Consider the following 22,071-nt stretch of genomic DNA (forward strand, 5'->3'; position numbering starts at 1 on the left):
CTCGCCGCTCGTTCCGCTTGGCGCGTGGGTGAGCGCGGGGACATCCTTGGCGCGCATGCTCCACGGCAGACTGCTCGCCGACCGGTTCGAGGTGGTCGACCTCGCGGGAACGGGAGGAATGGGCACCGTCTACCGGACCGTGGACCGCGCGAGCGGCGATGTCGTCGCCGTGAAGCTGCTGGGCGATGTCGACGCGCAGGCAGCGGCGCGCTTCGGTCACGAGGCGCGGGCGCTCGCCACGCTCGATCACCCGCACGTCGTGCGTTACGTGACGCACGGGGTGGCGCCGACCGGGGAGCCTTACCTGGCGATGGAGTGGCTCTCCGGGGAGAGCCTCTCGGCCCGGCTGTCGCGGGGACCGCTGGACGTGGAGGAGAGCGTCGCGCTCGTGCGCGCGGTGGCGGACGCGCTCGGCGCGGCGCACGCCCGCGGGATCGTCCACCGCGACATCAAGCCGAGCAACCTGTTCCTTCCGGGCGGGGCCGCCGACCGGGTGAAGGTGCTCGACTTCGGCATCGCCCGGCTCTCGGGCGCCTCGGCGCGGCTGACGCGGACGGGGGCCCTCGTGGGCACCATCGGCTACATGGCCCCGGAGCAGGCCAGCGGGGAGCGCGCGCAGCTCGACGCGCGCGCGGACGTCTTCTCGCTCGGGTGCGTGCTCTTCGAGTGCCTGACGGGTCGTCCAGCGTTTCAAGGGCGGCACCTCATGACGATCCTGACCAAGCTCCTCCAGGAGGAGCCGCCGCGGGCGAGCGCGCTGCGGCCCGAGGTGCCGCAGGCGCTCGACGAGCTCGTGGCGCAGATGCTGGCCAAGCGCCCGGCGGAGCGCCCGGCCGACGGCGCGGCGGTGGTGCGCTGCCTCGACGCGCTCGGCGCCTCGACGGCGGGCGGCGCTCGCTCCAGCCTGGCCGCCGTCGAGCTCGTGACCGCCGCGGAGGTGTGGCTCTGCTCGATCGTGGCCGTCGGGCCGACGGACGTCAGCGCGCCGGCGTCGACGGGGATCGTGCCTGCCGATCGATCGCAGCGGAGCGCGGTCGCCGCCGTCCGGCACGAGACCTCGCCCCTGGGCGCGGCCGTACAGGAGCTGGCCAGCGGGGCGGTGGTGGCGATCCTGGCGGCGGGGGCGGGCGCGGGCAGCGCGACCGACCAGGCGGCGATCGCGGCCCGCTGTGCGCTGCGGATCCGCGCGTCGGTCCCCGGAGCCAACGTCGTGCTGGTGACGGGGCGCGGCGAGGCGACGGGACGATCGCTGCTCGGCGAGGTCCTGGACAGGGCGGCCGCGCTGCTCGACGACGCGGCCGCCCGGGGCCGCCCGGGCCGGCTCCGCGTCGCGGTCGACGCCGTGACGCGGGCCCTGCTCGACGCGCGCTTCGAGGTCGCGGAGCAGGACGGGCTCTCCTGGGTGGAGGCGGAGCGCGAGGTCGCCGACGGCGCGCGCAGGCTGCTGGGCAAGCCGAGCCCCTATGTCGGGCGCGCTCGGGAGCTGCGCAGCCTGCTCGATCTCGTCGAGGAGAGCTTCACCGAGCGGCGCGCCGCGGTGGCGCTCGTGACCGCGGCCGCGGGGGTGGGCAAATCCCGCCTGCGTCACGAGCTGGTCCAGGCGCTGCGGCCGCGCCACCCCGAGCTCGTGCTGGGCGTCGGCAGCGGGGACTCCATCGGCGCGGGCTCCGCGTTCGCGATGCTCGCCGGGTCGCTCCGGGGCGCGCTCGGGATCGCGGCCGGCGAGGCCCCCGAGGCGCAGCGGGAGAAGCTCGCGCGGGCCGTGGGGCAGCTGTTCGCAGGGGAGCAGCAGCGGCGCGTGGCCTGCTTCCTCGGCGAGCTGCTCGGCGTTCCTCTCACCGACGACGGGCCGATGCTGCGGGCCGCGCGGCAGGACCCGGCGCACATGGCCGACCGGATCCAGGAGGCCTACCTGGACTACGCGCGCGCCGTGACGAGCGCGCGGCCCATGCTCGTCGTCCTCGAGGATCTGCACTGGGGAGATGCGCCTTCGGTGAAAATTTTCGATCACGCGCTGCGGGCGCTCTGCGAGCGCCCCTATGCGGTGCTCGCGTTCGCCAGGCCCGAGGTCCACGAGCTCTTCCCCCGGCTCTGGATCGAGCGAGGGCTCACGGCGATGCGGCTGCGCGAGCTGCCCGCGCGGGCCGCCGAGCAGCTCGTGCGCGGCGCGCTGGGCGCGTCGGTCGAGCCGGGGACCGTGGCGGCGATCGTGGAGCGGGCCGCGGGCAACGCCTTCTACCTGGAGGAGCTCGTCCGGGCCGTGGCGGAGGGGCGCGGCGGCGCGTTGCCGGAGACGGTGCTGGGCATGGTCGAGGCGCGCCTCGCGGCGCTCGAGCCCGAGGTGCGGCGGCTGCTCCGGGCGGCGAGCGTCTTCGGGGACGTCTCGTGGATCGGCGGCGTGAGCGCGCTCGTCGGCGCGCGCACCCTGGCGTCGGGGGCGAGCGACGCGGACGCCTTGGCGGAGCTCTTCGATCGCGAGATCCTCGAGCGCCGCCCGAGCTCGCGCCTCGCGGGACAGGAGGAGATCGCGTTCCGTCACGCGCTCCTGCGGGAGGGGGCTTACGCGATGCTCACCGAGCGAGACAGGGCGGTCGGGCACAGGCTCGCCGGGGAGTGGCTGCTCTCGGCCGGCGAGCAGGACCCGATGGTGCTGGCCGAGCACTTCGCGCGGGGCGGGGACGGGCCGCGCGCGGGGGGGTTCTACCTGCGCGCCGCCACCCTGGCGCTCCACGGGGCGGACGTGCAGGCGGCGCTCGCGGCGGTGGAGAAGGGGATCGCCTGCGGGGCCGAGGGCGAGCCGCTGGCCGAGCTCCACCTGCTCCGGATGAACGCCTTCATCTGGACCGACGACGCCGCGCATGCCCACGCGAGCGCGCTCCAGGCGCTCGAGCTCGCCGCGCCCGGGAGCCTCCTTTCCTGGCGTGCCCTGAGCGGCGCGATGTACTGCGTCGCGCTCTGCGACGACCGGCGGGCCGTGGAGGTGCTGGTCCCGCGCCTCCTGGCCGAGGAGCTCCCCGTCGACGTCCTGAGCCCGGAGCTCGCGACCCGGATCGTCTTCAGCCTGCTCTGGGACGGGAGGACGGCGCTGGCGGAGCGGATCGTGCGCCGGCTCGAGCTCGTCATCGCGCCGGCCGTCGAGGGCGATCTCCATGCGGCGCTCTGGATCGAGTTCACCCGCGGCTTCTGGCGCTGCCATGCGGCGCGGGACCTGTGGGGAGCGCTCCAGGCGAACCTCGCCGCGGCGCGGCGCGCCGAGTCCCTCGGCAGCGGGCTGTTCGTCCCCTGGGCGTGGATGCTGGTGGCGATCGATTACACGAGGCTCGGCGACATGGCCGCCGCCGATGAGTGCCTCGATCGCGTGCTCGCGACCGAGGGCCTGCTCGACTACGTGTTCACGACCTCCGTGACGTGCCGGATCCTGTCGCTCCTCGAGCGGCGCAGGATCACCGAGGCGCTGGAGATGGGCGGCAGCCTGCTCCAGCACATGCTCGCGCGCGGTGATCGCAGCCGGAGCGTGATCCCGCGGCAGCTCCTCGCCGAGGGGCGGATGCTCCTCGGCGAGCTGGCCCAGGCGGAGGAGGAGCTCTGCGCGGCGGGGGATCCGGCGGCGATGGCGCCCTTCTCCGGGGCCGTGCATCTCTCGTTGTTCGCCGAGATCCGGCTGCGGCAAGGGCGGCCAGAGGAGGCCTGTGCGATGGCCGGCGAGGCGCTCGCGCTCCAGCGGCAGGCCGGCACGGTCTTCCTGCTGCGGCAGGAGGTGATCCCTGCGCTGTACGCCGAGGCGCTGCACGCGAAGGGCGACGCGGAGGGCGCGCGCGCGGTCGTCCGCGAGGAGCGCGCTGCGCTGCTCGCCCGGGCGGCCAGGATCGAGGAGCCTGCGCTCCGGAGGAGCTTTCTCGAGAACGTGTCCGCGAACGCCCGGACTCTCTCGCTTGCGCGCGCGTTGCTCGGGGAGTGAGCTCGGCCGGCTGCAGCGGAGCCAGCGGTGGAGGGCGTGCTGCGCGGGGGGGCGGCGGGGCTGTCCCACAAACTCGCGCCTTTGGGGGGCTATTGCCTTGTACACGGGAGGCGAGATCGGGGGGCGACCGGCTGCGCCGCGGGCCGGCGCTCGGGGTTTGTGGGGGCCTGCCCCGCCGCCCCCCCGCGCAGCACGCCCTCCACCGCTGGCTCTTTCCAAGGGGCCTGGCTGGTCGAGGTGCTGTAGAGTGACGCGCGACTGGCCGCGTGAAGAAGGATGGCTGATGAAGGAGCTGGAGAATTTGAGACCGCCTGCGGTGCTCGAGGAGATCGAGCGGGCCACCGCGGAGATCGGGTTTACCATGGCCAGTGACAGGCAGACGGGCTCGATGCTGCGCACGCTCGCGGCCGCCAAGTCCGGCGCTTTCCTCGAGCTCGGGACGGGCACGGGCATCTCGACGTGCTGGATCCTCGATGGCATGAACGCCATTTCTACGCTCGTCTCTGTGGAGCACGACGAGAAGGTCCAGGCCGTGGCGCGCCGGCACCTCGGAGGCGACCCCCGCCTCACGCTCAAGAACATGGATGGCGAAGCGTTCTTGCGCTCGGTCCAGGGGCAACAATTCGAGCTCGTTTTTGCCGATACATGGCCGGGCAAGTACTACGCCCTCGACGAGGCGCTGAGCCTGATCAAGCCCGGCGGGCTCTATGTCATCGACGACATGCTCCCTCAGCCCAACTGGCCTGATGACCACGCTCCCAAGGTGGCGGAGCTGATCGCCGCTCTCGAGCGACGCCAGGATCTCGTGCTGACCAAGCTCTGCTGGTCGTCAGGGCTCATCATCGCGACCAGGATCGGTCGCGCCTAGAGAGCGGCCGCGCCCGCAAGGCGGCTCGGCCCCCGCCGCCACGGGCTGACGCGCGAGGTGCGCCCCGTGCCTCAGCGTGACAGGCGCGCCGTCAGGTAGTGGCGCATGGACATCGGCGCCCGGCCGAGCAGGCGCTCCAGGGTCGGATCCACCGCGGCGAACTCGCGCTCCCGGCTCGCCGCGAACATGCCCAGGAGCAGGTCCGCGCGTTGTTCGGGGACGCCGTGAGACAGCATGTCTTCCCTGAACGCTCGATCGCTGACGGTCACCCGCGTGATCGGGCGCCCCAGGAGCTCCGAGGCGATCGCCGCGACGTCCGCGAGGTCGAGGGCCGCGGAGGCGGTGAGCGGCGGTGTCAGCCCGTCGAGGCGCGCCTCGTCGGTCAGCGCGATCGCCGCCGCGTCGGCCAGGTCGCCGTGCTCTGTCCACGAGACCGGGCCGTCTTCTGGCGCGACGAGCTTGCCCGTCTCGAGCGCCCGCTCGAGGAGCATGAGCGCGGACGCCGCATAGAACCCGTTGCGAAGCGAGGTGAAAGCGACCCCCGACCTTCGCAGCAAGGCCTCGGTGGCCGCGTGGTCGCGCATGGGCTCGAAGCGGGACGCCGGGCTCGAGCCCATGTGGCTCGTGTAGAGGACGCGGCGGGCGCCCGCCGCGCGCGCCGCTTCGAGCGCGGCTTCGTGCTGGCGCACCGCGGCCTCGCCTGCGCTGTTGATCGAGACGATCAGGACATGCGAGGCGCCCTCGAACGCGTGACGCAGGCTGGCGGCGTCCTCGAAGGCCCCCCGGCGCACGCGGACGCCGCGCTCGGCGAGCGCGCTGGCCTGCTCCGGGTCGCGCACGCTGACGCCGAGGCGAGCGGCGGGCACGCGCTGAAGGAGCCGCTCCAGGATGGCTCGGCCGAGGTGACCGTTGGCTCCGGTGACGATGATCATGACAACCTCCTGTTGCGCTCGGCGCAGCGACCCTGCGCGGTCATCCCAGGGATCACGCGGACGCGGCGCTCCGTGCTCCGCGTGGCCCGGTGACGATGGGGCTCTTGACGTGGTCGAGCCTAGCGCCGGCCACCGGAGCGCATTAGTGTGCCTGGAGGGAAGGGACTGTTGTCGTGGACGCACGAATCGATCTGGACCTGAACGACGCCGCGCTCCTCGTGCGGGTCGTCCGGACGCGCAGCTTCTCGGCCGCCGCCCGCGAGCGCGGCGTGCCGGTCTCCACGGTGAGCCGGCGCATCGCGCGGCTCGAGTCCGCGCTCGGTGTCCGGCTCCTCGAGCGAACCACGCGGCGGCTGGAGCTGACCGAGGCTGGGCGCGCGTACTTCGGCCACGCCGAACGGGCGATCGACGATCTCACGAGAGGCACGCATCACGTCCGCGAGCTCCAGAGCGAGCCGCGAGGCCGCGTGCGGATCGTGGCGCCGATCGCCCTCGGCGCCGCGGTGGCGAGCGTCGTCTGCACCTATCTCGCGAAGCACCCTCACGTGTCGGTCGACCTCGAGATCGATTCGCGGCGGGTCGACCTCCTCGCCGGGGGCTTCGATATCGCGATCGTCCCGGGCCACGTGGACGACACCACCGACTTCGTGGCGCGGGAGCTCTGGCGGGCGACGCGGAAGCTGCTGTATGCGAGCCCGCTTTACCTCGAGGCGCGGGGCGTTCCCCACCGGATCGAGGACCTCGCGCGTCACGATTGCATCGCGGTGCACGCGACCGACGGAATGGCGACGTGGACGCTCGGGCAGGGGCGCCGGAGGCGGCGTGTCGCCTTCGAGCCCCGCTTCTATGTGAGCGAGTCCTCCGCCGCCTACCGCGCGACGCTCGCGGGCGTCGGTATCGCGATGCTTCCAGAGGTGTTCTGCGCCGAGGACGTGGCCGCGAAGCGTCTCGTCCGCGTCCTCAAGGGCTACGAGGCCGAGGCCGGAGGCGTCAGTCTCCTCTATCGCGCGCATCGAGCCCTGACGGCCGCCGTCCGGACCTGCATCGACCACCTCGTCGGGGAGCTGCCGGCGACCGACCCGGCGCGCGCCGGCCGCAGCCGCCGCGAGTAGGTTGTCTTGGCGCGGAGGTGACGGCCCCGGCGAGATCCGTCGCGGTCGAAATGGCCTCGGTGATTGCACACCGCTCGAAGCGCGCCTGGCGCAGCACGACCAAATCGATGATGAATTTGATGTGCCTGTAAGGAGCGTGCGCCTCGGCTTGGCATTGGCCGCTCGAGAGACGATGGGGTTCCGGCATCAGCTCCCTGGATTTCCGCTAGCTTCGGCAGCTAGCTTTCCGCAATGGACCGTTGCGTGACAGGGCGGGGGACTTTCCGAGTCCACGGGCAGTTCAGCCTTGACTTCAAAAAAAAGACGGCTTCACATGGTGTAGAACGCACTATCGCGCGTTCCATTCAACACCCGTCGGTCACCGGCCCCAAGGGGGAGCGCACGCCGGATGGCCCATCACCATTCGAAGCAGTGAAGTAGGGTCTTGATACTATCTCACAGGCGGGCACCGGCCGTGCTCAGCCGATGAATGCCGGAGGCAACATGCCGCTGAAGAGCTATGGCGTATTGAAGGGTACAGTGATCGATCGGCGCCTCGCGTCGGGAGCGAACCCGCACTATCAGATCCACGTCGTGGACGACACGATCGACTACCGCATCGCGGTGAACGTGCAGTCGCAGGACGGCTCCCAGGTCGAATACGTCGTCAAGTCACATTTCGCGCACCCGCTGCTTCAAGAGATCCACGAGCTGAAGCCGGGCTTCCAGCGGTTGGAGAGCAAGCCGGGTGGGCTCGGGCTCGACTTCATCCGGGGCAACCTCGTGGATCGGGCGGAGTTCGTTCCGCTGCCCTTCTCCGCCCCGGGCCCTGACAACGACCTCAATGAGAAGCTCGATCACTACGTGCAGCGGGCGATGGCCGACGAGACGGCGCTCCTGTACGCCTTCGGGGAGCGCTGGGGCCCGGAGAACGGGACCAAGGACAAGATCTTCGGCTTCCTGCCCGGAAACGGCATTCACGATATCCACATGAACCAGGGCAACGACGCCCGCTTCAAGAAGGACGATGGTGTCTGGCAGGACGGCGGCCTCCTCATCCACTTCCCGCGTGGGGACCAGTGGGTCGCGATCTTCATGAGATTTCAGACGCAGGCGTGGCACACCGATGACCAGACAGGGCACACGCTCGACGTGCCGGTATCCGGACCGCCGTCGGATGTGACCGGTGGAGGTGGCGGACTCCCCACGGTAGAGCAGCCCGACGGGATCGTGCGGATCGTCGCTGCCCTCGTGAACGACGTGCGCACACCCGAACGGGAGACCGTCACATTGCTGAACACGTCGAACCAGAAGATCAACCTCGCCGGCTGGTCGCTGGCCGACAAGGCCAAATCGAAGATGGCGCTCACCGGAGAGCTCCAGCCCGGTGGGGTGACGACGGTCGTCGTCCAGGCTCCGATGGTCCTCTCCAACAAGGGCGGGATCATCACGCTGCTCAACGCGGAAGGGCTGAAGGTCGACGGCGTGTCCTATACCAAGCAGCAAGTGAGCAATCCGGGCTGGACGATCGTGTTTTGAGGCCAGTCCAGGGCGGGGGACAGCTGCCATGATGGCCTGCGCGGGCCCCCGCGGGAGCTCCGGGAGCACGGAGGCGGCGCTGCCCCCTCCGCGCCAATGCGCCTGAGACACCGGGCTCCAATCGACGTTCCGCCGCTGCCCCGAGCCTTCACTCCACAGCCAGCTGTATGGCGCCCTTCCACGCGCTCCTTCGCACGTGGCGAGCGTTAACGAGACTGTTGCCAACCGTCCATCGGATTGACGCAGCGGCGCGCAGCGGGCGCGCCGTTCAAGCGTTCTTCCGCCGCATCGCCTCTCCGGTGCTGCTGACATGCCGAGAATTCCATCGAGGCCCTTGATCCGGGCATGCATAGGTGCCAAAACTCGACCGCCCCGATTCAACATGGCTGTATTCGCGCGAAGAAGCATCGCGCCGAGGCGGCGCTCGGAAAGGTGTTCACGATGACAGGTCGAGTCGGACGGATAGCGTCGGTTTCCTCGGTGATTCTGGCCATGACCGCGCTGACCGCGTGCGGCGATGACCAGGGCGGCACGGGCTCATCGACCTCCAGCTCAGCAGGCTCAGGCGGAGCGGGAGGAGGCGGTACGGGGGGCGGCGGCGCGGGTGGAGGCGAGCAGGGCGGCGGCGGCGCGAGTGGAGGCGAGCAGGGCGGCGGCGGCGCGGCAGGAGGCGAGCAGGGCGGCGGCGGCGCGGCAGGAGGCGAGCAGGGCGGCGGCGGCGCGGCAGGCGGCGAGCAGGGCGGTGGCGGCGCGGGAGGAGCCCCGGCGACGCCGAGCGGAGCCACGGCGGACCTCGCGCTGCTCGAGACCACCGATCTCCACACCAACATCCTCGGCTTCGATTACTTCAAGCTGGTCGCTGATCCATCGATTGGCCTCGAGCGCACCGCGACCCTCATCAACCAGGCGCGGGCCGAGTTCACGAACAATCTCCTGATCGACAACGGCGACACGATCCAGGGCACCGTCCTCGCCGACTATCAGGCGCTCGTCGAGCCGATCGCGTGCGGCGAGACGCTGGCCATGTACAAGGCGATGAACCACCTGGGGTTCGACGTCGGCGGGATCGGCAATCACGAATTCAACTTCGGCCTCGCCTTCCTCTCGCAGGTGACCCACACCCCGTTCGACGTCGAGGGGCTCGATCTCGCTGGCTCGGCGGACTGCGAGGGCCCTCGGTTCCCGCTGGTGAACTCCAACGTCTTCAGCCTGAAGACGAACGAGACGCTCTTCCCGAGCACCGTCATCCTCGAGAAGACCATCAAGGCGGCGGCGCCGGGCGGCGGCGCCATCGAGAGCACGGTCAAGGTCGGCTTCATCGACGTCACGCCGCCGACGATCCTGAGCTGGGACAAGAAATGGCTCGACGGCAAGGTCTTCACGAAGGGGGTGAAGGAGGTCGCTGCCCCGCTGGTGGACGACCTCCGCGCCAGGGGGGCCGAGCTGGTCGTCGCCATCATCCACGGCGGCCTCGACGACTCGCCGTACACGCCCACCCTCGAGAACCAGGCGTGGCACCTGGCCCAGGTGCCCGGCATCGACGCGATGCTCATGGGCCACTCGCACCAGATATTCCCCAACCCGAGCAGCACCGTGGCGCAGTTCAGCCTGCCGGAGGTCGACAAGGACGCGGGCACGGTCGACGGCGTCCCCGCCGTCATGGCGAATTTCTGGGGCCAACACCTCGGTGTCATCAAGCTGGGGCTCACCCACGACGGCGAGGGCTGGAAGGTCGACAAGGCGAAGACGGTCGTCGAGGCCCGGCCGATCGCCACGACCTGCAAGGGTGGGCTCCCCGAGGCGTGTGATGCAACGGAGCGCTGGCGCACGGGGGCGCCCTGCGCGTTCGCGACGCTCTGCGACGCGCAGCCGGACAAGACGAAGGTCGTCGTCGCGGCCGAGGCTTCCATCGCGCCGCTCCTCGACGCCGAGCACCAGGCGACGGTCGCCTACGTCAAGACGCCCATCGGCACGAGCGATTTCGCGATGTCGTCGATGTTCGCCGACGTGGGGGACGCCAGCGCGATCCAGATCGTCAACCAGGCCCAGGCCGACTACGTCGCCCGCTACGTCCAGGAGAACCTGCCGCAGTACGCGTCGCTGCCCGTGCTCTCGGTGAGCGCGCCGTTCAAGTCCGGCTTTCAGGGCGGCAACGACTACACCGACGTGCCGGCGGGGAGCATCGCGATCAACAACGCGGCCGATCTCTACCTGTACGCGAACACGGTCCAGGCGGTGAAGGTCACCGGCGCGGACATCCTCGACTGGCTGGAGAGGGCCGCGACGCGGTTCAATCAGATCGATCCGAGCAAGACGGAGCCGCAGCCGCTCATCAACACCGCGATGCCCGGATACAACTTCGACATGTTCACGGACAGCAGGATCACGTACGAGATCGACGTGACCCAGCCGCTCCCGCCCACGGGGATGAAGGCCAGCGGCCGGATCAAGAACCTCCAGTGGAACGGGGAGCCCATGGATCCGGCCGCGGAGTTCATCGTGGCCACGAACAACTACCGCGCGAGCGGCGGCGGCAGCTTCCCTGGCCTCGACGGCTCGAAGACGATCTACGCCGCGCCGGACACGAACCGCGACGTGCTCATCACGTACATCAAGAAGATAGAGAACCTCACGCGGGCCCAGAACGGCGCTGCCCGCAGCTGGCGCTTCGCCCGGGTCACGACGATGGGCCCCGTGACCTTCACCTCGGCGCAGAACGCGCTGCCGAAGGCGGAGGCCGCCGGGCTGACCAACCTCTCGCTCGTCGCGCAGGACGACGGCAGCGCCAAGATGCTCTCGGTGTACTCCATCGACCTGAGCCGGTGAGCGTCCCGCCTCGCGTGCGGCTCGCTGTGCTGGCCGGCGGCGCCCTCGTGGTAGGCGGCGGCGCCGCCCTTTGCCTTGGAGGGCTGCGCGAGGGCGGTCATCCCGAGGCGGACCGCCCCACCGCCGCCGCGGCGCCCTCGCCGCCGTCGCGCCCTGGGGCATCGCCCCCGAGCGGCATGGAGGCGCGGGCGCTCGGCTTTCGCCTGCTCACGCTCGCAGATCCCGGGGAGGTCCTCGCCGGGATGGATTCACTCGCGCGGGCGGCCGAGCAGGGAGACGTTGAGTCGCAGGTCTCGCTCGGAAGGATCTACCTGAAGGGGTTACCGTCGGTCCCCAGGGACGCGGCGCGCGCCCGCGCCTGGCTGCTGCGAGCCGCCGCCTCGCAGCACCCGAGCGCCGCGTATTTCCTCGGCGTGATCAGCCAGAACGGCGATGGCGTGACGGCGGACCCTGCGGAGGCTGCGCGCTGGTTCGAGATCGCGGCGCGCGGAGGGTCGCCGGACGCGATGTTCCTGCTCGCCAACGCGTATCGCGCAGGCGCCGGCGTACCGAGGAATGACAGAAGAGCCGTGGAGCTCTACGAGAGCGCCGGCGAGCGGGAGCACCCCGCGGCGCTCCAGGCGCTGGCGATGGCCTATCGCTACGGTGAGCTGGGGCTCGAACCCGACGAGGCCGAGAGCCGCCGGTACACGATGGAGGCCGAGCACGCCATCCAACACCGGCAGGCTCCTCCGTAGGCCGCAGGTCCCGAGGAGGCGTCACCATTGCAGTGCTGGGCGGAGACGCCCCGCGCGGCCGCCAGGCACCCGGGCGGTGGTCCAGCGGCCAGCGCTGCCGCTCGTGCCCCCGCTACCGCGCCGGGGTGATGGTCACCTTCAGCATCTGGTTCGCCGCAGGATACAGATAGCCGTCATCGACGGTGCGCACCTGGTCCGTGGGATCGTCGGCGCCCATCTGCGGCCCGGCCTGGCGCGGCGCCTGGTCGGGGCCCACGCCGGGCCACTGGTTGGCCTCGGTGCCCGCGTCCCAGATCGTGACCTGGTCGGAGACATCGCCGCTCACCGGCTCGCCGCTCGCGTCGAACAGCGCGATCCCCGCGTCGCGCGGCCCGAAGAACAGATCGTTCGATTGCCCCAGCATCGACGCGAAGCTCAGCCGCTCGCCGGGCCGCGCGGTCACCGTGAAGCTGAACTTCGCGCCGGGCAGCAGCGGCCCCGGCGTCGGGGCGTCCACGGGCGTGTTGTAGACAAGCACCGACGAGATCCCGCTCTCGCCCCCGACCTCGGCCTCCAGCGACGCCGCGAGCTCGGTCGGATTCCCGTCCTCGGCCAGCATTTCGAGGCCCTTGCCCCGGTCCGCCTCGCCCGTCCTGAACAGGGGCGCTCCGGACCCGTGCACCACCGCGACGCCCGGCGCCACCGGCGAGGTCAGCCCGGCGCGGGGAATGGCCCCCTCGTGCAGCATCATCGGGTTCCCGTCCTCGGCCTGCGCCTCCAGCCCGTTGTCGGGGTACGCCTGCCCGACGGTGAACAGCGGGTTGTCCATCGTGTGCACCACGAAGAGCCCCGGCGACAGCGGCACGGCGGCCGGCTCCCCGCCCTCGGGCATCAGCGTCCCCACCTCCGACATGTTGGTGATCCGGATCGTGAACTCATTGCCCGGCTCCGGCGTCACCGTCACCTGGATGACCTCCTCGACCGCCGGGTAGGTATAGTCATCCTGGACCAGCCGCACTGTGTTGTCCGGGTCCGGAGCGCCCGTGTTCGCGCCGCTCTGCCGGGGCGCCTGGTTCGGCCCCGCGCCCGGCTCCTCGTTGGCCTCGCTGCCCGCGTCCCACAGCAGGACCTGGTCGGTCACGTCCCCGCTCACCGGCTTGCCCGACTCGTCGTAGAGTGCGATCCCGGCGCCATCGGGCGCATAGAACAGATCGTTCGACTGCCCGAACATCGTCGTGAACGACAGTTTGTCGCCCGGCAGGGCGCCGACGCGGAATTCGAAGCTCTTCTCGGGGAAGAGCGGCCCGGGCATGCTCTCGCCCACGGGCGTGTTGAACACGCCGGCCACCCGGTAATCCCGCGCGGGCGTCACGTTCTCGAGGGTCACGTCGAAGCTCGTGGCCGCGTCCCCGCCGCCGGGCCCGCTCGCGCCTCCCCCGCCCATGCCACCGGCGCCGGTGGTATCGCCGCCTTCGCCGTCGCCGCAAGCGGCGGCGAGGGTGAGGACGAGGGGCAGAGCCGACAGCGCGCGATTCCGAATCTTCATGACCATCCTCCAGAAGCGGTGCTTGAGATGACGCGACCTGGATCGCCTCCGCCGCGGCGAGCCGCGTGACGGCGATCGGTCCTCCGACACACCCCTGAGACCGGAGCGGCCGCGGGCGCCCGCATGGCGCCCGGCTCGACCCGCGATGGCTCGGGGCGCGTCGTTCGATGGTGCTACGCGATGGAGGGCAGGTCGGTTTCGCGACTTTCGCGCGCGCCCGTTCGATCTTGCTATGGAGGAATTTTTCAGCGCTGCCGGCGGCCGCCGGCGCGCTCGCCTCGGATTCCGGCGGTCAGGCGTGGCTGGACAGCCTGCGGCGCGTCCGCCTCGGGGAAGAGCGCGAGATCGAGGCCGGCGCCCACGTACAGGTCAACGCGAAGCGCGTCTTGCTCGCCGCCGACCTCAACCCTGCGATCCGCGGAGCGTCCCCGGGGACAAGGGGGACGGCGTGGCCGGGTAGCTGAGCATGCGCTGGCAACCGAGGACGGTTGTGGCCGGGAAGCCGACCATGGTTCTGGCAACCGGAACTGGTTATGGGCAGGCAGCCGAAGGCGAGCATGATTATCCCTGCCGGAACGTCCGGTGTGTTCCGGGCGTTCATATCCTATCCAGCGCGGGGGTAGGGGGATAGCGGTGCCGAGACGTCGAGATCTGGCATTTTTGCCGGGATTTCGGAGGAGCGTCACAAGACGACGGATCGCACCTCCTCGGAAAACATGGATCCAACCCGGGCCCAGCCGCCGACGTCCCAGCCTGGAGAGCGCGCCGTGCTGAAGCGCCCCCGGCGAAGGCTCACCGCTCCGTCGAAACGGATCGTCCGCCTTGCTGCTCCGCGGTGGGTCACCCGCGGTCGCGCATCGCGTGGTCGAACCGGCTATCGCTCCTGGCATACGGATGTCGTAAGCGACATTCGCGCGCAGGAGTATCGGTGATTCCCGCTTGACGGGGAAGTCTCATCAGGCCTTAGTAGAGCGCTCCTGGAGCTTTTGTGCGGTGGGGCGATTATCCGTTCGCCCTGCCGTTGGCCTCTCGGAGCGGGGGGACACACATGAAAGCGAGCGCTTTGGTGGGCGGATGCGCCCTTGCGGCATCGGCCTTGTTCGCGGAATACGCCGGTGCGGCGGGGAGCGAGCTCTGTTTCGTGCGGCGGAACCTCGTCGCGAATCGGACTGGTTTCGACGCGCAGTTCGTCGATCCCAACCTCAAGAACTCTTGGGGGATCCGGGCGTCGGCGGGGGATGTGCTCTGGGTGGCAGACAACGGGACGGGCAAGGTCACGGCTTACCAGAGCAATGGGCAGCCCCTCCTGTTCGGCAGCGAGCAGGTCATCATCGATATTCCGGCCGGGGTCCTGAGCTCTGGTTCGGCGCCGACGGGCCTCGTCCTGAACAAGACATCGAGCTTCCCGGTACCCGGCAACTTCGACTTGCCGGCGCTCTTTCTCACGGCGAGCGAGGACGGGGCCAGCGCCGCGTGGAACCCGTTCGTCGATCCGGACGAGGCCCGGATCGTGATCGACAACTCCAACAAATCGGCCGTCTACAAGGGCCTCACCATCGGGCACAGCGCCCAGACAGGGCGCGACTTCCTCTATCTGGCGAACTTCGTCAGCGGGAAGGTCGAGCGGTACAGCGGGCGGTACAAATTTCTCGATACGTTCACCGACGATTGCATCGCCTCGCTGACGGAGCCTTGCACGCCCGGCGTGCCGGCAACGGAGAACAGCCGGTTCGCGCCGTTCAACGTCGAGGTCATCAAAGGTCATGTGTTCGTGGCCTTCGCGCTGCGGGAGGAAGGAGGCATCGACAACGAGCCCGACAACGGCTTCATCGACGAGTTCTCGCTGACCGGAAGGTTCATCCGGCGCTTCGCCTCGGAGGGGCCGCTCAACGCTCCATGGGCGATGGTGAGGGCGCCGCGCAGGCTGGGCCGTTTCAGCGAGAGCCTCCTCGTCGGGAACTTCGGCGACGGCCACATCAGCGCCTTTGACCTCGACTCGGGCGAGTTCATCGATCAGCTCCGGTTCTGCGACGATGGCAGCGGCGAGCCTGTCTTCATCGACGGTCTCTGGGGGCTCACCTTCCTGCCCGTCCCCGGCCGCACACCCAAGCTCTTCTTCGCCTCGGGGCCGAACGAGGAGGAAGACGGCGTCGTTGGCAGTCTCCGGCCGAAATTCTGAGCGCCGGGGCCGAGGCGACGGCGACGATCGGACAGCTCGGTTGCCAGAGGTCACGCGGTGAGCTCATGCCTGGCAGCAGAAGGTCGACGGCTCGGCTGGCAAGCAGCTCGCGTGGCGCCGCGGGACACGGCGGCGCCGGCGGCGTCCGGCGCTGCACCGCTCGGCGCGGCGGCGTCCGGCGCTGCACCGCTCGGCGCGGCGGCGTCCGGCGCGGCGCCCAGCGGCACGCCCACCGCTTGACGCCCGAGCCCCACGGTCGTGCCCGGCGGCGCCCGCTGTGCACGGCGTGGCCATCGCCCCCCTGGGCCACGGCCTGAGCCCGCGGCGCGGCGCGTGGCACCCTCCGTGCTCTCGCCGCCGCCGAGGCGCCGGCGCTCGTCGCCGCGCCGGTCAGGAGCTCGCATGCCGCTGCGGATCGAGGACTATGCGTTGCTAGGGGACACACAGACGGCGGCGCTGGTCGGGCGCGATGGATCCGTCGACTGGCTGTGCCTGCCGCGCTTCGATTCGCCCGCCTGCTTCGCCGCCCTGCTCGGCACGCCGGAGCACGGCCGCTTCCGGATCGGGCCGAAGGACCCGGCGCCCCGCGTCGCGCGCCGCTACCGCGAGGGAACGCTCGTGCTCGAGACCGAGTTCACGACGGCCGAGGGCGCGGTGCGGCTCGTGGACTGCATGCCGCTGCGCGGGAGGGCGCCGGACGTCGTGCGCGTCGTCGAGGGCGTGCGCGGCCGGGTCCCGGTCTCCCTGGAGCTCATCATTCGCTTCGACTACGGCTCGATCGTGCCCTGGGTGCGGTCGAGCGGCGGCGCGCTGCGCGCGGTGGCCGGGCCCGACGCGCTGATCCTGCGCGCGGGGGTGCCGGTCCACGGCGCAGGGCTCACCACGGTCGCCGAGTTCGACGTCCACGAGGGCCAGCGCATCCCCTTCGTGCTCACGTGGCACCCGTCGAACGAGCCGCCGCCCGAGGCGATCGACGCCGAGCGCGCGGTGGAGCACACCGAGGCGTGGTGGCGCGCCTGGTCGAGCCGCTGCGCCCACGCCGGACCCTGGAAGGAGGCGGTCGTCACGTCGCTCGTCGCGCTCAAGGCGCTCACCCACGCGCCCACGGGCGGGCTCGTCGCGGCGCCGACGACCTCGCTCCCCGAGTGGATCGGCGGCGTGCGCAACTGGGACTACCGCTACTGCTGGCTGCGGGACGCGACCCTGACGCTCTACGCGCTGCTGCTCGGCGGCTACAGCGAGGAGGCCGCGGCCTGGCGCGACTGGCTCCTGCGCGCCATCGCGGGCGACCCATCGAAGCTCCAGATCCTCTACGGCATCGCGGGCGAGCGGCGGCTCCGCGAGATCGAGCTCCCCTGGCTGCCGGGCTACGAGGGCTCGCGGCCGGTGCGCGCCGGCAACGCCGCGGTCGAGCAGCTCCAGCTCGATGTCTACGGCGAGGTGATGGACACGATGTACCAGGCGCGCCGATCCGGCCTCGCCCCGGAGCCGGAGGCCTGGCGCCTCCAGCGCAAGCTGATGGACTTCCTCGAATCGAACTGGCGACGGCCCGACGAGGGCATCTGGGAGGTGCGGGGCGGGCCGCGCCCCTTCACCTACTCGCGGGTGATGGCCTGGGTCGCGTTCGATCGCGCCGTGAAGACCGTGGAGCAGCTCGGGCTGGACGGCCCGGTCGATCGCTGGCGCGCGCTGCGCGACGCGGTGCACGCGGAGGTGTGCGAGAAGGGGTTCGACCCGGGCCGCGGCACGTTCACGCAGTCGTACGGCAGCCAGGAGCTCGACGCGAGCACGCTGCTCATCCCGCTCGTGGGCTTCTTGCCGCCCGGCGACCCGCGCATCGCGGGCACGGTGCGCGCCATCGAGCGCGAGCTCGTGCGCGGGGGCTTCGTGCTCCGCTACTCGACCGGCCCTGGGAGGACGCCCGACGGCCTGCCCGGCGCCGAGGGGGTGTTCCTCGCGTGCAGCTTCTGGCTCGCGGACTGCTATGCCCTCATGGGCCGCGCCGGCGAGGCGCGGGCGCTGTTCGAGCGGCTGCTCGCGCTGCGCAACGACGTCGGCCTGCTCTCGGAGGAGTACGACCCAGCGAGCGGGCGGCTGCTCGGCAACTTTCCCCAGGCGTTCAGCCACCTCGCGCTCGTCGGCTCCGCGTTCAACCTGATCCCGGGCCGCTCCGGTCCCGCGGATCAGCGATCCCGTTGACGCTCCGAGGAAAGGAGAGCTGGATACGCGCCATCACGGTCCGTCGCGGCGGTGTCCGGCGCAGCGCTCGGCGGCGCGCCGCCTCTCATTGCCCGGCGCTGCGGTCGAGCTCAGCCACAATGACAGAAGAGCCGTGGAGCTCTACGAGAGCGCTGGCGAGCGGGAGCACCCCGCGGCGCTCCAGGCGCTGGCGATGGCCTATCGCTATGGTGAGCTGGGGCTCGAACCCGACGAGGCCGAGAGCCGCCGGTACACGATGGAGGCCGAGCACGCCATTCACCACCGGCAGGTTCCTGCTTGCGACAGAACATTCTTCTATGCGAGCCGGCCCTCCTGAAAAAGCGGGCACGTCGTTCCGGAGATCTCCGCGGTACCGATGGCGGTCATGGCGTCGCTGCCGCGGTGGCAGTGTCGGTGCGTGCCTCTACGCCTGGCAGCAGAACGTCGACGGCTCGGCCGGCAACAGCTCGCCGGTGGGCTCGCCGCCGCTCGGGGCGCAGCCGCCGGGATCGACGTCGACGACCTCCGCCGACTTGCTGCCGAGGCCGATGCCGGGCGGCGTGACCCCGCAGAACGGCGCCCTGGAGCTGACGAGGGTCGACGCGACCTGCTCCGCGCACGCCCCGTCGCTGTAGACCGAGGCCATGATGGTGCACGACGCGCCCTCCGGCTCCCCGCAGCCGCACTCGGAGCAGCCGCGCGTGTCGTCGGCGCCGCCGTAGAAGACGTGCCTGTCCAGGTACGGCGCCTCGCACGTCACGTCGCCCTCGTGGAAGATGCACGTCAGGAAGCTGCCGGGGGGCGGGACTCCGGGCTGGTCCGGCGAGGGCATGCAGGTGCTCCGGTCGCCGGGGCACTCGGTGTAGGCGCCGGGCAGGCAGGCGAGCGCCCGGGTCTGCCAGGGATCGAGGCGAGCCGGCGGCGGCGGCTCGTCCACCCTGGGCGTGCATGCGGCGGCGGCGGTGACCAGCACGACCGGCGCGTCGATCGAGATCGACTGCACGCACGGCCGCCCGCCGCAGTCCTGGCCCGCGGGGATCGCGGTCGAGGCGGTGCAGGCGCCGTCCCAGCCGTCGGGCGCTGCGAAGGCGGTCGCAACGCTGTCGGGGGCGTCGTCAGCACACGTCGTCGCCGTGTGCGCCGACCAGCCCAGCGGGAGCTGGCACGAGGCTGCGGCCGCGTCAGGCGGGTCGCACAGGCAGGCCGCGCAGGCGAGCGGCGCGGGCGCCAGGTCGGCAAACCCCTCGTAGCCGACATTGGGCGCGGCTGCGGGGCAGTCCGGCGCCTGGTCCCGCGGGCCGTACCAGAGGAGCGCCGGGCCGAACCAGCCGAGCGGGGCGGGTGGGATGCAGTCGCCGGCGCAGGCGGTCTCGCCGCCGCCGCTGCCGCCGGCCCCGCCTTCACCGCCTTCACCGCCGGCGCCGTCTTCACCTCCGGCCCCGCCGCCACCTTCCTCGGGCCAGGGGCAGCCTGGGTTGCCGTATTCCTGGGGCTGACAAGGACCGATGACGGTCGGATCTCCGGAGCAGGCTGGCAGCAAGAGGATTCCGACGACAATGGACAGGGCGATTCGCATGTCGAGCAGAGTACTTAGAGAGGCCTTGCGCTGACAACGGGCAGCTCTCGCGAGACAGTCGATCACGTCGAGCATTGTGGATTCCCTTTGATAATTCCCATGTCTCTTTGACTTTCGGCGAGAAGGACACGATGTGGCTCCGCCAGTTCAGAATGCTGCACTGATCCCGAACCCGAGCGCCGTTGCGAGCGGAGGTGACGACCATGTGATGGCTCCAGGGACGTTGCGTGGATCGCTTTGGCGCCGGAGCACCGCGTCCACCACGACCACCGTGGCCTCGACGTATCCGTGCGCGGACCACCGGTCCGAGAGGGGCCAGGCGCCGCCGATCCGTGCCCCGCAACCGAGTAGCGCACCGTTGCGCAAGGTCAGGTCCCACGGGTTCCGAGCGGCGAAGCGGACGACGCCGGCAGTTGCGACCCCGCAGCCGAACAGGTGATGGCCGTGAAGGCAGCCCACACCAGCTGCCGTGAAGGCCCTCGTGCTGATGGTCATGTCTTTCACCTCCTGCGCGAGAGACGCCAGCACACGCCCCTCCGCCGTGAGCGACCAGTTGGTCCGGCGAACGCCGAAGGACAGCGTCGTGCCAGCTGCGGCCCCCGGCGTGATCCCCAGGCCAAGCGTCGCCCCGAGCCCCGCCTCTAGCCGCAGGCGCTCTGCCGGCATTGACGTTGCTTTCAGCAGCGGTGGCGCCTTCGGCTGCTCGGCCCGGCGCAACGGCTCCGGCGCGGCCCGGCGCGCCTGCGGCGGTGAGGCTTCGGGCGGTGCTGAGGGCTCGGGCGGCAGTGAGGCCTCGAAGGGCGGTGGCGCCCGCTCCGGCATGTTCAGGATCTGCGCCACGATCGCGAGGGCCGCGCCGGAGAGCAGCGCCTCGCAGCCGTTCCGGGTGCCGAACCCCTCGGCCCAGATGGTATCGCCCGCGCTCTCGCTCTCGCGCAGGGCCATCGAGGCCGTGAGCTCCGGCCCTGCCTGCGCAATGGTGACCGTGAGCACCCGCGGCGCGTCGTCCTGGAAGGGGTCGGCGCCGAGCCCGCGCGCCACCTCCGCGCGAAGGAACGCCTCGTCGGCGCAGGCTTCGGCGCCGGGGCCCCGCACGACCTCGAGCCGCATCGCAGCCGGTCGCAGCTCCGGCGCGGCGCGGGCTGCCGCGACGCAGAGCAGGACCGTGGTGGCCATGGCCGCCGCCACGGCGACGCGCGCCGGGCGCCCGGCGCCCCGGGTCGATCCGGCAGCGCACCGGGCGTGGCGCGCGCCGAGCCCGTGTCTGGGCCTGGTGCAGCTCATCGCGACGGCGCTCCTCCCGGCGCCCTCTGCTCGGGAGGAGCGAGGCGTGCCCGGCCGACGGTGCGGAGCCGCTCCCGCACGCCTGTCAGCCGGCCTGCGGGGAATCGCGGAGTCGGACGCCAGCGGGAACAGGAGCCAGCAGGCGCGCAGCGCCTGTCGCTGCTCCGGGCAGAGCCGCGCGACGGCGGCGCGGTAGTCCTCGCGGGCGAGGCGCAGCCGGTTGCAGGCGGTGTTGTAGTTGATGCCGAGCATGCGCGCGATCTCCACGACCGGCACGTCGAACGCCTCGTGCAGGACGAGGAGGATCCGCCGCTCGGGCGCGATCGTGCCGAGCACCGCGATCGCGAGCTCCAGCCGCTCTCGGTCCGCGACGCGCTGCTCGCTGCTCGGCGCGGGATCGACGGCCTGCTCGTGCGGCGCGGGGTGCAAGCCCGTCGGCACCTCGCGGCGGCGGTAAGCGCGGTCCAGGTAGCGGCTGACCTTCCGCCAGGCGATCCCGAACACCCACCGGGCTTCCGCGCTGCCTTGCTGGCGCCTGCCATCCCGCGGCGGCGAATCGCCGGCGGGGTCGGCCTCCTCCAGCGGCGCCGAGGTGGAGGCGGGGAAGGCGGGATCGAACCGATCCAGGCTCTCGTACGCCGCGAGCAAGATCTCCTGGAACAGGTCGTCGATATCGGGCTCGGAGACCCCCAGGAGCCGGAGCACGCTGGGGAGGGTGTCCACTGCGGCAGCGTGAACGGAATTCCATGTCGCGTTGCGGGAGGTGTCGTCGGCGGGCGAAAGGAGGGTGCTCATATCCAGAATTGCGGCGGGATTTCCGGTTCCGTTTGAGAAAATGCACGGCTCGGTGCGTGGCGTGGGGCGGCGGCGCGCCCGGCCGTCGCGCTTGCGGCCGAATGCGGCCGGAGGCGACCCGCTGAGCGCCCTCCGGGACACGGGAAGCAGCGTGGCCGGGCAGCTGCGCATGCCCCGGCAACCGGGGATGGTTGCGGCCGGAAAGCCGACCAGGCTTCCGGCAACCGGATCCGGTTACGGGCAGGCAGCTGGGCACCCTCGAGAAACCGGATCCGGTTACGGGCAGGCAGCTGGGCAGCCCCGGGAAACCGGATCCGGTTACGGGCAGGCAGCTGAGCAGCCCTCGGGAAACCGGATCCGGTTACGGGCAGGCAGCTGGGCAGCCCTGGGAAACCGGAGCCGGTTACAGGCGGGCAGCTGAGCAGCCCTCGGGGAACCGGATCCGGTTATGGGCAGGCAGCCGAGCAGCCCTCGCGCAACCGGACTGCCCGAGCCTGTAACTTTCCACCATCCAGGTCTCGTACACCGCCCGTCCCGCGGGACGCCAGGCGCGCGAGACGAC

At 71.2% G+C, this 22,071-nt stretch carries 14 protein-coding genes; 10 read left to right on the forward strand and 4 right to left on the reverse strand.

From position 1 onward, the window contains the following. Window positions 1–55: 55 nt before the first annotated feature. Together WMF29_RS08270 and WMF29_RS08275 are read left to right on the forward strand one after the other, a co-directional pair. Window positions 56–3,958 carry a protein kinase domain-containing protein gene (locus WMF29_RS08270; protein ID WP_437328318.1) on the forward strand — a complete coding sequence of 1,301 codons (3,903 nt, stop codon included), beginning with the start codon at window positions 56–58 and terminating at the stop codon, window positions 3,956–3,958. Window positions 3,959–4,241: 283 nt separating this feature from the next. Then, window positions 4,242–4,826 (forward strand): O-methyltransferase, encoded by a 585-nt coding sequence (locus tag WMF29_RS08275; RefSeq protein ID WP_437328319.1) that lies wholly within the window; start codon window positions 4,242–4,244, stop codon window positions 4,824–4,826. Between the two features lie 71 nt (window positions 4,827–4,897). Here the strand turns inward: WMF29_RS08275 and WMF29_RS08280 are convergent, their stop codons facing one another. Next, window positions 4,898–5,758 carry an NAD(P)H-binding protein gene (locus WMF29_RS08280; RefSeq protein WP_437328320.1) on the reverse strand — a complete coding sequence of 287 codons (861 nt, stop codon included), beginning with the start codon at window positions 5,756–5,758 and terminating at the stop codon, window positions 4,898–4,900. Between the two features lie 173 nt (window positions 5,759–5,931). On the opposite strand from WMF29_RS08280, the gene WMF29_RS08285 reads away from it, so the two are divergent. From WMF29_RS08285 to WMF29_RS08300, 4 genes are all read left to right on the forward strand, one after another. Next, window positions 5,932–6,870 carry a LysR substrate-binding domain-containing protein gene (locus tag WMF29_RS08285; RefSeq protein WP_437328321.1) on the forward strand — a complete coding sequence of 313 codons (939 nt, stop codon included), beginning with the start codon at window positions 5,932–5,934 and terminating at the stop codon, window positions 6,868–6,870. Window positions 6,871–7,353: 483 nt separating this feature from the next. Further along, entirely contained in the window at window positions 7,354–8,388 is a 1,035-nt protein-coding gene (locus WMF29_RS08290; protein WP_437328322.1) for a DUF2278 family protein, read from the forward strand. A gap of 492 nt (window positions 8,389–8,880) precedes the next feature. Next, complete coding sequence (locus WMF29_RS08295) at window positions 8,881–11,214, forward strand: 5'-nucleotidase C-terminal domain-containing protein (RefSeq protein WP_437328323.1); 2,334 nt, start codon at window positions 8,881–8,883, stop codon at window positions 11,212–11,214. After that, a complete protein-coding gene (locus WMF29_RS08300) occupies window positions 11,211–11,951 on the forward strand; it encodes a tetratricopeptide repeat protein (RefSeq protein WP_437328324.1) in 741 nt (246 codons plus the stop codon). Before WMF29_RS08295 ends, WMF29_RS08300 begins: the two co-directional genes overlap by 4 nt. A gap of 112 nt (window positions 11,952–12,063) precedes the next feature. Here WMF29_RS08300 and WMF29_RS08305 read toward each other — a convergent pair whose 3' ends face one another. Beyond that, a complete protein-coding gene (locus WMF29_RS08305) occupies window positions 12,064–13,476 on the reverse strand; it encodes a spondin domain-containing protein (protein ID WP_437328325.1) in 1,413 nt (470 codons plus the stop codon). Window positions 13,477–14,617: 1,141 nt separating this feature from the next. Between WMF29_RS08305 and WMF29_RS08310 the strand changes: the two genes are divergently transcribed. The 4 genes from WMF29_RS08310 to WMF29_RS08325 all read left to right on the forward strand — a co-directional run bounded on the left by WMF29_RS08310 (window position 14,618) and on the right by WMF29_RS08325 (window position 18,191). After that, window positions 14,618–15,655, forward strand: a complete 1,038-nt coding sequence (locus tag WMF29_RS08310) for a TIGR03118 family protein (protein ID WP_437328326.1) — start codon at window positions 14,618–14,620, stop codon at window positions 15,653–15,655. 111 nt (window positions 15,656–15,766) lie between these two features. Then, a complete protein-coding gene (locus WMF29_RS08315) occupies window positions 15,767–15,895 on the forward strand; it encodes a hypothetical protein (protein ID WP_437328327.1) in 129 nt (42 codons plus the stop codon). Window positions 15,896–16,057: 162 nt separating this feature from the next. Next, on the forward strand, window positions 16,058–17,854 hold the full coding sequence (locus WMF29_RS08320; protein WP_437328328.1) for a glycoside hydrolase family 15 protein: 1,797 nt from the start codon (window positions 16,058–16,060) through the stop codon (window positions 17,852–17,854). Window positions 17,855–17,987: 133 nt separating this feature from the next. Then, window positions 17,988–18,191: a hypothetical protein gene (locus WMF29_RS08325; protein WP_437328329.1), complete on the forward strand. Its 204-nt coding sequence runs from the start codon at window positions 17,988–17,990 to the stop codon at window positions 18,189–18,191. 87 nt (window positions 18,192–18,278) lie between these two features. Here the strand turns inward: WMF29_RS08325 and WMF29_RS08330 are convergent, their stop codons facing one another. Further along, window positions 18,279–19,430, reverse strand: coding sequence for a hypothetical protein (locus WMF29_RS08330; protein ID WP_437328330.1), 1,152 nt, complete (start codon window positions 19,428–19,430; stop codon window positions 18,279–18,281). Window positions 19,431–19,577: 147 nt separating this feature from the next. After that, window positions 19,578–21,437 (reverse strand): RNA polymerase sigma factor, encoded by a 1,860-nt coding sequence (locus WMF29_RS08335; RefSeq protein ID WP_437328331.1) that lies wholly within the window; start codon window positions 21,435–21,437, stop codon window positions 19,578–19,580. Window positions 21,438–22,071 lie beyond the last annotated feature (634 nt).

The organism is Sorangium sp. So ce381, assembly GCF_051473845.1.
Lineage (GTDB): Bacteria > Myxococcota_A > Polyangia > Polyangiales > Polyangiaceae > Sorangium > Sorangium atrum.